General features: G+C 69.7%; 13 protein-coding genes and 1 riboswitch. Of the genes, 8 read left to right on the top strand and 5 right to left on the bottom strand.

Features of this window, described 5'->3' with window-relative positions:
- Positions 1 to 6: 6 nt before the first annotated feature.
- On the top strand, positions 7 to 687 hold the full coding sequence (locus ACJ7IV_RS01165) for a response regulator (protein WP_483865428.1): 681 nt from the start codon (positions 7 to 9) through the stop codon (positions 685 to 687).
- On the top strand, positions 684 to 2,087 hold the full coding sequence (locus ACJ7IV_RS01160) for an ATP-binding protein (protein ID WP_483865427.1): 1,404 nt from the start codon (positions 684 to 686) through the stop codon (positions 2,085 to 2,087). Before ACJ7IV_RS01165 ends, ACJ7IV_RS01160 begins: the two co-directional genes overlap by 4 nt.
- Before the next feature lie 53 nt (positions 2,088 to 2,140).
- Here the strand turns inward: ACJ7IV_RS01160 and ACJ7IV_RS01155 are convergent, their stop codons facing one another.
- Positions 2,141 to 2,659: a cytochrome b gene (locus ACJ7IV_RS01155; RefSeq protein WP_483865426.1), complete on the bottom strand. Its 519-nt coding sequence runs from the start codon at positions 2,657 to 2,659 to the stop codon at positions 2,141 to 2,143.
- Between the two features lie 105 nt (positions 2,660 to 2,764).
- Positions 2,765 to 4,606: a DUF3413 domain-containing protein gene (locus tag ACJ7IV_RS01150; protein ID WP_483865425.1), complete on the bottom strand. Its 1,842-nt coding sequence runs from the start codon at positions 4,604 to 4,606 to the stop codon at positions 2,765 to 2,767.
- 197 nt (positions 4,607 to 4,803) lie between these two features.
- Here ACJ7IV_RS01150 and ACJ7IV_RS01145 point away from each other — a divergent pair, with 197 nt between their 5' ends.
- The 3 genes from ACJ7IV_RS01145 (at position 4,804) to thiE (ending at position 6,697) form a co-directional block, all read left to right on the top strand.
- Positions 4,804 to 5,064, top strand: coding sequence for a hypothetical protein (locus tag ACJ7IV_RS01145; protein ID WP_483865424.1), 261 nt, complete (start codon positions 4,804 to 4,806; stop codon positions 5,062 to 5,064).
- 73 nt (positions 5,065 to 5,137) lie between these two features.
- A riboswitch (TPP riboswitch) is annotated at positions 5,138 to 5,236 on the top strand.
- A 32-nt stretch (positions 5,237 to 5,268) separates the two neighbouring features.
- Entirely contained in the window at positions 5,269 to 6,090 is an 822-nt protein-coding gene (thiM, locus tag ACJ7IV_RS01140; RefSeq protein WP_483865423.1) for a hydroxyethylthiazole kinase, read from the top strand.
- On the top strand, positions 6,080 to 6,697 hold the full coding sequence (gene thiE, locus ACJ7IV_RS01135) for a thiamine phosphate synthase (RefSeq protein ID WP_483865422.1): 618 nt from the start codon (positions 6,080 to 6,082) through the stop codon (positions 6,695 to 6,697). The genes thiM and thiE overlap by 11 nt, the downstream gene beginning before the upstream one ends.
- A 44-nt stretch (positions 6,698 to 6,741) precedes the next feature.
- Here thiE and ACJ7IV_RS01130 read toward each other — a convergent pair whose 3' ends face one another.
- The 3 genes from ACJ7IV_RS01130 to ACJ7IV_RS01120 form a co-directional block, all read right to left on the bottom strand.
- Positions 6,742 to 7,617 (bottom strand): DMT family transporter, encoded by an 876-nt coding sequence (locus ACJ7IV_RS01130; RefSeq protein WP_483865421.1) that lies wholly within the window; start codon positions 7,615 to 7,617, stop codon positions 6,742 to 6,744.
- A gap of 112 nt (positions 7,618 to 7,729) precedes the next feature.
- Complete coding sequence (locus tag ACJ7IV_RS01125) at positions 7,730 to 9,166, bottom strand: serine hydrolase (RefSeq protein ID WP_483865420.1); 1,437 nt, start codon at positions 9,164 to 9,166, stop codon at positions 7,730 to 7,732.
- 117 nt (positions 9,167 to 9,283) lie between these two features.
- Entirely contained in the window at positions 9,284 to 10,045 is a 762-nt protein-coding gene (locus tag ACJ7IV_RS01120) for a TSUP family transporter (protein WP_483865419.1), read from the bottom strand.
- Between the two features lie 215 nt (positions 10,046 to 10,260).
- Between ACJ7IV_RS01120 and ACJ7IV_RS01115 the strand changes: the two genes are divergently transcribed.
- The 3 genes from ACJ7IV_RS01115 to ACJ7IV_RS01105 are packed head-to-tail and all read left to right on the top strand — an operon-like array spanning position 10,261 to position 12,589.
- Complete coding sequence (locus ACJ7IV_RS01115; protein ID WP_483865418.1) at positions 10,261 to 11,181, top strand: beta-keto acid cleavage family enzyme; 921 nt, start codon at positions 10,261 to 10,263, stop codon at positions 11,179 to 11,181.
- Positions 11,178 to 12,134, top strand: coding sequence for an L-carnitine dehydrogenase (locus tag ACJ7IV_RS01110; RefSeq protein ID WP_483865417.1), 957 nt, complete (start codon positions 11,178 to 11,180; stop codon positions 12,132 to 12,134). Before ACJ7IV_RS01115 ends, ACJ7IV_RS01110 begins: the two co-directional genes overlap by 4 nt.
- Complete coding sequence (locus tag ACJ7IV_RS01105; RefSeq protein WP_483865416.1) at positions 12,134 to 12,589, top strand: thioesterase family protein; 456 nt, start codon at positions 12,134 to 12,136, stop codon at positions 12,587 to 12,589. The genes ACJ7IV_RS01110 and ACJ7IV_RS01105 overlap by 1 nt, the downstream gene beginning before the upstream one ends.
- Positions 12,590 to 12,737: the final 148 nt, after the last annotated feature.

Genomic DNA, 12,737 nt, shown 5'->3' with positions numbered 1-12,737 from the left:
CCACCGATGCGCATCCTGCTGGTCGAGGATGACCCGAGCCTGGCCTCGGGCATCCGCCTGGCCCTCAAGCCAGAGCACTACACCGTGGACCATCTCGCCGATGGCGCCGTGGCACTCACCGCCCTGCAGGGCAGCGAACCCTTCGACGCGGTGATCCTCGACCTGGGCCTGCCTGGGCTCGACGGCATGCGGGTGCTGGAAGCCGTGCGGCGGGGCGGCAATCGGATCCCGGTGCTGGTGCTGACCGCCCGGGACGCCGTCGACGACCGCATCAAAGGCCTCGACGCCGGCGCCGACGACTACCTGGTCAAGCCCTTCGAGGTCGCCGAGCTCAAGGCACGCCTGCGTGCCCTGCTGCGCCGCAGCCAGGGCCAGGCCAGCCCAATGCTGGAGTGTCGCGGCATCCGCCTCGATCCCGCCAGCCGGGAGGTGTGCTATCGCGGCGAGGTGATCCCGCTCTCGCGCCGCGAGTTCACCCTGCTTCAGGAGTTCATGGGCCACCCCGGGCGAGTCTTCACCCGCGACACCCTGACCCGGCTGGTCTACGGCTGGGAGGAAGACGTGGAGAGCAACGCCATCGAGGTGCATGTCCACCACCTGCGTCGCAAGCTCTTCCCCGGCCTGATCCGCACCGTGCGCGGCATCGGCTATGTGCTGGACCGCGCGCCGCAGGAGGCCGAGGCGTGACCTCCATTCGTCGCCGAACCCTGGGACTTGTGCTGCTGGTGTTCGGGGTCAGCATGCTGGCCATCGGCCTGGTCAGCTATCGTTATGCTGCCCACGAGATCGAGGAGCTCTACGACGCCAGCCTGGCCCAGAACGCCCGCCTGCTGGAGGGCCTGATCCAGGCGCCGCTGCCAGACGACCAGCGCGAGGCGCTGCTGGCGAGCCTGGAGAGCGCAGTGGCGCGCGCCGAGCAGTCTGACAAGGAGCTCCCCGGTCACCGCTACGAGAGCAAGCTGGCCTTCCAGCTGTGGGAGGAAGACAGGCTGTTGCTGCGCTCGGCCAGTGCCCCGCCCGAGCCCTTCACCGAGGCGCCACCCGGCTATGCCAGCAGCCGGGTGGCCGGCCACGACTGGCGGGTCTATGTCCTCGACCTGCCCGAGCCGTCGCGGCGGGTGATGGTCGCCGAGCGCGACGACGTGCGCGGCGAGCTGACCCGCGCCGTGGCCCTGCGCACCCTGCTGCCGGACCTGGTCGGCCTGCCGCTGCTGGCACTGCTGCTGTGGTGGGCCGCCGGCTGGGGATTGCGGCCGCTGTCGCGGCTGGCCGCGGCGATCCGCCAGCGTGATCCCCACAACCTGCAGCCACTGGTGATGCGCCCCCTGCCCCGGGAGCTGGACACCATCGTCGGCGCCCTCAACCGGCTGCTGGAGCGCATCCGCGGGCTGCGGGTGCGCGAGAAGCGCTTCATCGCCGACGCCGCCCACGAGCTGCGCACCCCCCTGGCGGTGCTCGACCTGCACGCCCAGAACGCCCTGGCCACCGAGGACCCCGCCGACCGTCGCGAGGCGCTGGAGGAGCTGCGCCGCGGCGTGGCTCGCGCCACCCGGCTGGTCACCCAGCTGCTGACGCTGGCGCGCCTGGAGCCCGAGGAGGAGGAGCAGGAGGCGAGCGCCCGGATCGCCAGTGACCTGCTGGTCGAGGTTCGCGAGGCCCTGGCCGAGCTCTCGCCGCTGGCGGTGGGGCGCGGCCAGGCGCTGGATCTCACCGCGGACGAGGAGAGTGACTGGCGGTTGGCTACCGAACCCGGTGCCATCGCCACCCTGGTACAGAACCTGGTCGGCAACGCCCTGCGCTACACCCCGGACGGCGGCCGGGTAACGGTGAGCCTGGCGGCCGAGGCGACCCGACTGACGCTGCGGGTGGATGACCAGGGCCCGGGGATTCCCGCCGCGGAGCGCGAACGCGTTACCGAACGCTTCCATCGCGTCGGCCCCGGCGCCGGGGCCGGCCTGGGGCTCTCCATCGTCGAGCGCCTGCTGGCCCGCCATGGCGGCACCCTGCGCCTGGAGGAGGCGCCCGGCGGCGGCCTGCGCGCCGTGGCGACGCTGCCGCGGCGGCCCTCGCCAGACCCGGAAAAGTGAGGCGGGCCGCCGGCGATACCGGTGGCCCGTCTCGCTGAAGGCACGGCAAGGGATCACGCCATGCGCTTCAGGGTGTGGTCGCCCAGCCAGAACTGGTGCGCCAGGCTGGCCACCACATGACCGCCGATCAGCAGCCACAGCAGGTTGGCCAGTACCTCGTGGATCTCCTCGGCGGCCTCCTCCAGCCACTCGATTTCGGCACCGGGCGCAATCAGCGGCAGGCCGAAGAACTCCACGCCGTGGCCGCTGCCCAGGGCGACGAGCAGGCCGCTCACGGGGATCACCAGCATCGCCGCGTAGAGCGCCAGGTGCCCCAGCCGGGCTGCCCACTTCCAGTGCGCATGGGCCTCGAGCCGGCCGTGGTTGACCCGGCGCCACAGCAGCCGGAACATCAGCAGCCCCAGCAGCAGCACCCCCACGCTCTTGTGCAGCGCCATCGCCTCGCGCTCGCTCATCCCGACGATCTCCCCCAGCCACTCCGTGCCGAGCATCAGGAACAGCAGCGTAGCCATGCTCCAGTGAAGCGCCCGTGAGACGGCGCCGTAACGTTGTTCGGAATCCAGCCAGTTCATGTCGTCATCCTCCTCGGTCGATGGACGACGACCGTTGTACCGCACCCCGGCTGACGCCAGCCTTAACGCACCATTCATGCGCCATTCATCCTCACCCGGTGCCGCTCAACGATAGAAGCGCGACAGCGCCTGCAGCACCTCGCGGGAGACCTCGGGGGCCGGACGCACCTCCTCGAGCTCGTTCATGCGGTAGTCGTAGGCCTCGAAGGCGCCGGTCGGATGCACGGCGATCTGGTACTCCGGCAGCAGGATGCCGTAACCCATGTAGCTGCCGGAGAGCAGCCAGTCGCGTGGGGCACCGGGGGCGAGCAGGCTGCGCCCCAGGGTATAGCGCTCGGGGGCGGCCTCGCAGCCGAGCAGCTCCTCCAGCAAGGTCGGGGCGATATCGGCATGCTGGGTGCGCCCCTCGAGCACACCACCGGGGCGCCCCGGCAGGTGCATCACCAGCGGTACCTGGACCTGCTCCGGGGTGTAGTTGCTGCCGTGTCCCCAGTAGTTCCGCCCATGCTCGTTGAACGACTCGCCGTGATCCGAGGTGATCACCACCGCGGTATCGTCGAGCCTGCCGCGTCGCTCGAGGTCATCGAGCACCCGCCCGAGCTGCGCATCCACGTAGCGCGCCGCGGTACGGTAGCGATTCCAGTAGGGCTCGGGGTCGAAGTCGGGACCCAGCGCCATATGGTTGATCTGCTCCCAGTAGGGAGTGAAGCGCGGGAAGTCGGGGGGATGGCTGTAGCCATGCACGGCGTCGTAGAAGAGGAAGCCGAAGAACGGCGTGGCATCGGGCGCCTCCGCCGAGCTCTCCATCCAGGCCAGCCAGTCGTCGGTGATCTGCCGGTCACGCTCCCAGGGCTCGCCCTGGGCCGGCGTCAGCGAGACGTCTTCCAGGCCGGCGAAGACATTGCGGTCAAAGGCGGGGCTCACCAGGGTCGCCGAGGAGAGTACCTGGAAACGATAGTCGGCGGCCTCGAGCTTCTCCATCAGCACCGGCGGCGTCTGGCCGCCGGTGAAGGCATCCCAGTAGGTGACCGGCAGGCCATAGAAGAGGCTGAACACCCCCGCCTTGGTGGAGTTGCCCCCACTGAAATGCTCGGCGGCCCGGTACCAGCCGGAGCGGTTGGCGTAGCGACTCAGGTTGGGCATCACCTCGGGGCTCAGCAGGTCATGGCGCACGCTGTCCAGCACCACCAACAGCAGGTTGTGGGGCGCGGCCGACGGCGAGCAGCTCAGCGGCGCCGAGGGATAGGCCAGGTCATGGGCCTTTCCCTGTGCCGCCTCCAGCTCCACCCGGTCGCGCACCGCCTGGGGGTCGACCCAGCCCCGCTTGACGAACAGGCGCTTGGCAGTGGCGGGATAGAACAGCGGCACATGGCGGGTCATGCCGGTGATGTCGCGGTCGTAGTGGGCGTCGGCCCAGGCGTGCCAGCCGTGCACCCCGAGCAGGGCCAGCAGGCCGAGGGCGAGTGCCGGCAGCACCGGCCGCGACAGTGGGCGCCGCTTGAGCCATAACCCCAGGGCCCCCTGCAGCGCCAGCATCGCCAGCACCCCGCCGATGGCCAGGCCCCAGGCCAGCCAGGAGAAGCTGAAGACGTCGCCGCCAGCGTTGACCAGCAGGTCGAGGATGAAACCGCTCAGGTGGAAGCGGTACTGGGCGTAGACGAAGGTGTCGAGCAGCAGCACCAGCTGCAGCAGGCCGGCCCACAGGGTGGTGACCAGCCACAGCCAGGGCGCCCGAAGCAGCGGGGCCAGCAGCAGCAGCGGCAAGGCCCCAAGCCACACCAGCAGCCCGATATGGCCGAGGAACACCAGCAGCAGGTAGCCCCACTGCTCGGCGCCCTCGGGAGCCATGTAGGGGAGGTAGCGCAGGCTGATCAGCCAGGCGAGCAGCAGGTTGGCAAGGGTCCAAGCGCCCAGCCAGCGCCAGCGATGGAGAAGGGATGCAAGCATGTGATGGCCACGATCATGAAAGGGCCCGACACCAAGCCGCGATACACGGCCTGTCGGGTGGTGGAAAGATACCGGGATCGGCGTCGTCACACTCTGGTCATGCCACCTTAAGCAATCCTTAAGGAAGGCGCGCCACAGTCATGGTGCATGCTGATACCGCCGCAACCCGAGGCAACACCATGACCCGGAGTCCGATAATGACACTCGCAGACACCCTCGTCGCCGAGAATCGCGCCATCGTGCCGCTGCTGCTCATTGGCCTGGCGTTGCTGGCCCTGGGCGTGCTGGCCGCCGGCTGGGACCCCATCGAGCTGCCACTGGGGCTCGCCGCCCTGGGCACCCTGGCGCTCGTCCTGCTCACCCCCGAGCGCTGGCAAGGCGAGGAAGCACGGGACACCGTCAACAGCCTGGTACTGGCCAGCCTGATCACCCTGGCGGGCTTCCATGTGATGGCGTGAACCTCGCTGCTCGAGCGCCTCGCCAGAGGCATTGCCCGGCCTTTACAGTCCTCCCCGGGACGTGGATAGTGTGGCTCGACGACAGGGGCGCCGCGGCACTCGCCGTGGCTGAGACGCACCCTTGGAACCTGACCCGGATCATGCCGGCGTAGGGAGTCGTGCAGCCCGCCCCGCCGCCTGCACCTCCCGCGCCCGGGAGGAACGATGACCACTGCCACCCGCGGCCCGATCGACCCCGCCGCCCATCTCGCTCGCCTGCGCGAGCGCGCACCACTGATTCACAACATCACCAATCTGGTGGCCATGAATCCCATGGCCAACGTGCTGCTGGCCCTGGGCGCCTCGCCCGCCATGGTGCACGCCCGCGAGGAGGCCGCCGAGTTCGCCGCCCTCGCCGATGCCCTGACGGTGAATATCGGCACCCTCTCCCCCCACTGGGTCGAGGCCATGGAGGAGGCCGCCGTGGCCGCACGGCTGTCGGGCAAGCCCTGGGTGCTGGACCCGGTGGCGGTGGGCGCCACCGCCTACCGCCGCGAGACGGGCAGCCGCCTGCTGGAGCGACGCCCCACGGTGATCCGCGGCAACGCCTCGGAGATCCTGGCCCTGGAGCACCAGGGCAGCGGCGGGCGCGGCGTGGACAGCAGCGATCCCACCGAAGCCGCCGAGCAGGCCGCCGTGGCCCTGGCGCGCCGCATTGATGCCGTGGTGGCGGTGACCGGCGAGGTCGACCTCGTGACCGACGGCCGGCGCCTCGCCCGCATCCCGGGCGGCCATGCGCTGATGCCCCGGGTCACCACCCTGGGCTGCGCGCTCACCGGCGTGGTCGCCGCCTTCCTGGTGGGCGCAAAGGATCCCTTCGCGGCCAGCGTGGCGGCACTCGCCTGCTACGGCGAGGCGGGACGCCGCGCCGGTGAGGTCGCCAACGGCCCCGGCAGCTTCGCCGTGGCCTTCCTCGATGCCCTCTACGCCCTCGACCACGACCAGCTTGCCACCCTGCCCACCCTGGAGGTGACCGATGCGCCTTGACCTCTCCCTCTACCTCATCACCGACCCCGCCCTGTGCGCCGGCCACGGCCTGGTGGAGACCGCAGTGGCCGCGGTGCGCGGCGGTGCCACGATGATACAGCTGCGCGACAAGCACGCCTCGAACGGCGAGATGATCGACCAGGCGCGACGGCTCAAGGCGGCGCTGGCCGGCAGCGGCGTGCCGTTGATCATCAACGACCGCCTGGCAGTGGCGGTGGAGAGCGGTGCCGACGGCCTGCATATCGGCCAGGATGATGGCGAGGTGACCGAGGCCCGAGCGGCCCTCGGCGAGCAGGCGATACTGGGGCTCTCGGTGCAGACCCTGGCGCAGATGGCACGCATCGACGCCGAGCACCTCGACTACCTGGGACTCGGCCCGGTATTCGCCACCCCCAGCAAGCATGACCACGCCGAGCCGCTGGGCTTTGCGGGGCTGGCCACCCTGGTGGCGGCGAGCCCCCTGCCCAGCGTGGCCATCGGCGGCCTCACGGTCGAGCACCTTACGGCGACGCGCCAGGCCGGTGCCGACGGACTGGCGGTGATCTCGGCGATCTGCGGCATGCCGGACCCCGAGGCCGCGGCGCGGGCCTTCTTCTCCCGAGGCTGAACTCATCCCGGGACAAGGCCAGGACGTGCAGCAACGGCTGGGGATCAGGCGGTGGGGCGCCGCTTGAGCGAGGTGCGCCCCTCGCGATAGGCGATGGCCAGGCCACTGCCGATGATCAGCACGCTGCCCACGAACACCCAGAGGTCCGGCATCTCGCCCCAGAACCACCAGCCCAGCAACACCGCCCACAGCATGGCGGTGTAGTCGAAGGGGGCGGCAATGGCCGCCGGGGCGTGGCGGAAGGCCAGGGTGATGAAGGCGGTGGCCCCCACCCCGAACACCCCGGCGCCGAAGAAGCCCAGCCAGTGCCAGGGCTGGGGTGACTGCCATACCCAGGGCAGCAGCAGCCCGGTGAGCACGAAGGGCACCACGGTCATATGGAAGACCATGGCCCAGAGATGCTCGCTGCCGCCCCAGCGGCGCGCGGTGATCAGCATCAGCGCATAGAAGAGCGCCGCTCCCACCAGCACCAGCGATCCCGGATGGAACGCCTCTCCCCCGGGGCGCACCACGATCAGCACGCCGACGAAGCCCACCAGCGAGGCGGCCAGTACCGGCCCCTCGATGCGCTCGCCGAGGAGCGGCACCGAGAGCAGGGTCACGAACAACGGCGCCACGAAGGCGATGGCCGTGGCCTCGGCCAGGGGCAGCAGGGTCAGGCCCAGCACGAAGCAGCCCATGGTGCCGGTGTAGATCAGCCCGCGCAGCAGATGAATGCCGGGGCGCCGGGTGCGCAGCTTGCGCAGGCCTCCGGCAAAGTGCGCCAGCAGCGCGATCAGCGGCAGCGAGACCAGGGTGCGGAAAAAGATGATCTGCAGCGGCGAGTGCACCTCACCGAGCCACTTCGAGATGGCGTCGCCGATGGCCAGGCAGAGCACGCCCAGGCACATGAAGCCGATTCCCTTGAACGACGCTGTCATCACGACTCCCCTTCCGATCACCCGGTGTGGCAAAAGCACCACCCCGCCGACCGAAGGCCGACGGGGTGGTTATCTAGGTCAGGCTAGAAGGTTCGCAGACGAACGGCAAGGCCTAGAGGCTGGCGTTGACCACCATGCAGTCGATGCCATCCCGGGCCAGGCTGCGGCAGGCGCGGTAGGCCTGATTCTCGTCGAGGTTGACCAGGCGGGCACGGAACAGCGGCTGCGGCCCCGGCGCCTCGTGGATGTCCACGCGGGCATTGGTCAGGTCGCTGGCCAGGCGGTCGGCGGCACGGCCGGCCAGGCTGCGGGCATTGTCGGCGTTGCTGAAGGCCCCCACCTGGACGCCCCAGCCTCCCGAGCCGCTGCGACCTACCGGCTCGAGACGCTGGCTGGTGCGGCTGACCGGCTCGTCGGCCTGGGAGATCAGCTCGCGGATCGGGTCGTTGGCCGAGCCCTGGGCGGTCTCGGGCAAGGCTGACGTCGCACGGGGCAGCGGCTCGGGGGCCTCCAGGCTGGCCAGCTGGGGTGCTGGTTCTGGCTCCAGGCGCTCCACGACGCGGGGTGCCGGTTCGGGTGCCTGGCGGCTGGCCACCTGCACCGCCGGCCGAGACGCCGGTACCGCCGGACGCGAGGCGGGAACCGCTGCGGGCGTCGCCTGGGGCAGGGTCATGCGCTCGCCGGAGAAGTCGGCCTGGGCCACCCAGTCGCCGCGCCCGAACAGCGAGGCCCGCACGAAGCCGCGGTCCAGCAGGTCCGCCATATGGGCATCACGGGAGGCCGCGGTGAAGCCGCCCATCACCACCGATACCAGCCGGCGGCCATTGCGCACCGCCGAGGTGGCCACGTTGAAGCCCGAGGCGCGAATGAAGCCGGTCTTCAGGCCATCGGCGCCGGCGTACTTGTCGAGCAGGCGGTTATGCCCGGTGATGGTCTTGCCCTTCCAGTTGAAGCTGGTGCGCGAGAAGTAGTGATAGTACTGCGGGAAATCCTGCATCAGCCGCAGCGACAGGGTGGCCATGTCGCGGGCGGTGGTGGTCTGCCCGGCGTCGGGCAGGCCGTTGGCATTGCGGAAGGTGGTGCGCGTCATGCCCAGCTCGCGGGCCTTTTCGGTCATCATGCGCGCGAAGTGGGTCTCGCTGCCGCCCAGGGCCTCGGCCACCACCACGGCCACATCGTTGGCCGACTTGATCACCAGCGCCTGGATGGCGGTCTCCACCGGAATCGTCGAGCCGGCCTTCACATAGAGCTTGGAGGCCGGCTTGGAAGCCGCATAGGAGGAAACCGGTAGCGCGTGACCGAGGCTCAGACTACGCCCCTCGAGGGCCTCGAACAGCAGGTAGAGGGTCATCATCTTGGTCAACGACGCCGGATAGCGAGTCTCCTCGGCGTTGGCGGCGTGGAGGATCTCGCCACTCTCCACGTCGACGACGATGGCAGCATAACGAGGATTGGCCTGTGCCACCCCGGCCAGCAGCATCGCCAGGCTCACCAGCAGCCCGAACGCCAACAGCCGTGAGCGGCCCATGGCCATGTTCGCGGTCACCATACTCTTGCTCCCTCGAATGTCCCGATATCGCTTTTCTTGAGGCTTCTAAAGCCATTATGGCCGGCATGCCGGCGCTGTACAGCGCGAATCGGCAAAAAAACTCGACTTCCACAATCCTCAGCCCGCCAGCCGAGACGCCCCCAGCCAGACCAGCCGCAACGCCAGCAGGGTCAGGGCCCACTTGAACAACGTATCGAAGCGGTGCTCGGAGAGCCGCCGGAGCAGACGCAGGCCCAGCCAGGTACCGATGAAGCCCGAGGCGACCATGGCCAGCATCAGCCCCAGCCAGTCGCGGAACACGAAGCCGGCCATGCCGAACACGAAGGCCTTGGTCAGGTGCTGGGCACTCATGCAGGCCGAGAAGGTCGCCACCTTGGCCAGCCGGTCGCTCTGCCCCTGCTTGATGAAGGCCGCCACCATGGGCCCGCTGGCGCCCACCAGGCTGGAGAGCAGGGTGGTCAGGGCGCCGGCCAGCAGTACCCCGACGCGCCCCAGCGCCCGCTTGGGCAGTCCCGGCCCCCAGCAGCTGTAGAGCACAAAGGCGGCGATAGACAGCTCCAGCAGCCCGGCGGGCAGGCGCACCAGCAGCCAGGCCGCGGCCAGGGCGCCCAGCACCACCCCGGGCAGGAAGGCCGCGATCACCGTGCGATCGACATGGCGCCAGGTGAGCGCCACCCGTCCGACGTTGGAACCGGTCTGCACCATGCCGTGAACCGGTATCAACGCCGCCGCCGGCATCACCTGGGCCAGCGCCATGATCAGCAGCAGTCCGCCCCCGACTCCCACTGCCGCGGTGAAGGCCGAGGTGAACACCGAGATCAGGATCAGCAGCAGGTTGATGCCGGCGGAGAGCGGCGAAAGAAGGTCGAGCAGCGTCATCGGGGCTCCCGGCGGGGGTGAATGGCGAAGGGAATGACGCCATAGGGTAGCGAGAGGCCAGCGAGAAATCTCCCCGAGCCTCCTGGTGACAGGGCTAGTCCAGGCCGGCCCCATAAATGACGCATCAAGCCAAACGAATGTCGCTTTAGGTCAACTTTTCCGAGCCAAGGCTGACCACACTAGGCGGGACACCTCCTCCGCCACAGAGGCAAGACATGAACCGCAACGTGATCCTGACCTGCGCCGTCACCGGCGCCGGCGACACCACCGCCAAGAACCCCAATGTGCCCGTGACCCCGCAGCAGATCGCCGACGACTGTATCGCGGCCGCCAAGGCGGGCGCCAGCGTGGCGCATATCCACGTGCGCGACCCCGAGACCGGTGGCATCAGCCACTCCGTGGACCACTTCCGCGAAGTGATGCAGCGGGTGCGCGAGGCGGACGTCGACATCGTCATGAACATCACCGCCGGCGGTGGCGGCGACTGGATCCCCGACGCCGAGGACCCCACCCGGGGCGGCCCGGGCAGCGACATCCAGACCCCGCGCCAGCGCCACGAACCGGTGGGCGAGCTGCTCCCGGAGCTCTGCACCCTCGACTGCGGCAGCCTCAACTTCGGCGACATGGTCTACGTGAACCCCGCCGACTGGCTGCGCGAGCACGCCCGACTGGTGCAGGCCGCCGGGGTCAAGCCGGAGCTGGAGTGCTTCGACCTGGGCCACGTCTGGTTCGCCCGTCAGCTTCAGCAGGAGGGCCTGATCGACGGCGACCCGCTCTACCAGCTCTGCCTGGGCATCCCCTGGGGCGCCGAGGCGGACCCCGAGACCATGCTGGCGATGCGCAACAAGCTGCCGGAGAACGCCAACTGGGCGGCCTTCGGCATCGGCCGCCACCAGATGCCCATGGCGGCCCAGGCGGTGCTACTGGGCGGCCATGCCCGGGTCGGCCTGGAGGACAACCTCTACCTGGAGAAGGGGGTGCTGGCCACCAACGCCCAACTGGTGGAGAAGGCCGCCGGTCTCTTCGAGAACCTCGGCGCCCGCGTCATGACCCCGGCCGAGACCCGCGCCCAGCTCGGGCTGCGCGACCCGAACACCGGCAAGGTCGTCGAGAGCATCGCAGGAGGTGAGGCATGAGCCAGCAGCTCTCCGTAATCGGCACCGGGGTGATCGGCAACGGCTGGATCGCCCGCGCCCTGGCGCGCGGCTGGGACGTGGTGGCCTTCGACCCGGACCCCGAAGCCCCGGCGCGTACCCGCGCCTTCGTCGACAATGCTTGGGCCTCGCTCGAGCGCCTGGGCCTGGCCGAGGGCGCCAGCCCCGCACGGCTGACCTTCGTGGATAGCCTCGAGCAGGCGGTGGTCGGCGCCGACCTGATCCAGGAGAACGTGCCGGAGCGCCTGCCTCTCAAGCAGGAGATCCTCGCCGCCATCGACGCCGCGGCGGAAGAGCACGTGGTCATCGGCTCCTCCACCTCCGGCTTCAAGCCCAGCGACCTGCAGCAGGATTGCGCCAAGGCGCCCGGCCGGGTGATCGTCGCCCACCCCTTCAACCCGGTCTACCTGCTGCCGCTGGTGGAGCTGGTCGGTGGCGCAGCCACCGAGCCCGCGCAGGTCGAGCGCGCCCAGTCGCTCTACCAGGTGCTGGGCATGCGTCCGCTGGTGGTGCGCCGCGAGATCGAGGGTCATATCGCCGACCGCCTGATGGAGGCGCTGTGGCGCGAGGCGCTGCATCTGGTCAACGATGGCGTGGCCACCACCGAGGAGATCGACGCCGCCGTGGTCTATGGCTGCGGGCTGCGCTGGTCGCTGATGGGCACCTTCCTCACCTTCCACCTGGCCGGGGGCGAGCAGGGCATGCGCCATATGCTCGAACAGTTCGGCCCGGCACTGAAACTGCCCTGGACCAAGCTCGAGGCCCCCGAGCTTACCGACACCCTGATCGACCGGGTCGTCGAGGGCTGCGAGCACCAGGCCGCCGGCCGCCCGGTGGCCGAGCTCGACCGCCGCCGCGACGACTTCCTGGTGGAGCTGCTCGACCTGGTGCAGAAGTACTGGCCCGAGGCCGAGGGCCTGGAGGGACGCATCTGATGGTGATCCTGGAGAGCCGTGTCGCCCCCGAGTGGGTCGACTACAACGGCCATATGAACGACGCCGAGTACGCCCGGGTCTTCTCCCTGGGCGTGGAGGCGCTGATGGACCGTATCGGGCTGGACGCCGCCGGCCGCGACCGGCACGGCTATACGATCTACACCCTGGAGACCCACCTCTGCTATCGCCACGAGGCCCACGAGGAGCAGCCACTGCGCGTCGCCCTGACCCTGCTGGATCGTGACGCCAAGCGGCTGCACGTCTTCTTCGAGCTTCTCGATGTAGACGGAAACCTGCTTGCCACCAGCGAACAGATGCTGATGGGCATGGGCCAGGAGAGCGGCCGTCCGGCGCCCTTCCCCGCCGAGATCGAGTCCGTCATCGCCACGCTGCCCCACGCCGCACGGGACGCCTGGCCGACACTCGCCGGGCGCACCATCGGCATTCGCCGCTGACCCGGCATTCGTCACTAACCCGGTCACGAACGCCATAAGGGATCGGCTGCCCCTTGCCGGGCAGCCGGGCGGGATCGCCGGCCCGAGGACCGGCCCAGGAGGACACGACTATCGCTACGCCAACTCCCCCATCGCATAAAGCCGACGC

This window comes from Halomonas sp. C10-5 (genome assembly GCF_057169305.1).
Note: the sequence above shows the minus strand (reverse complement) of the source record. Positions and strands in the feature narration are given on the sequence as shown.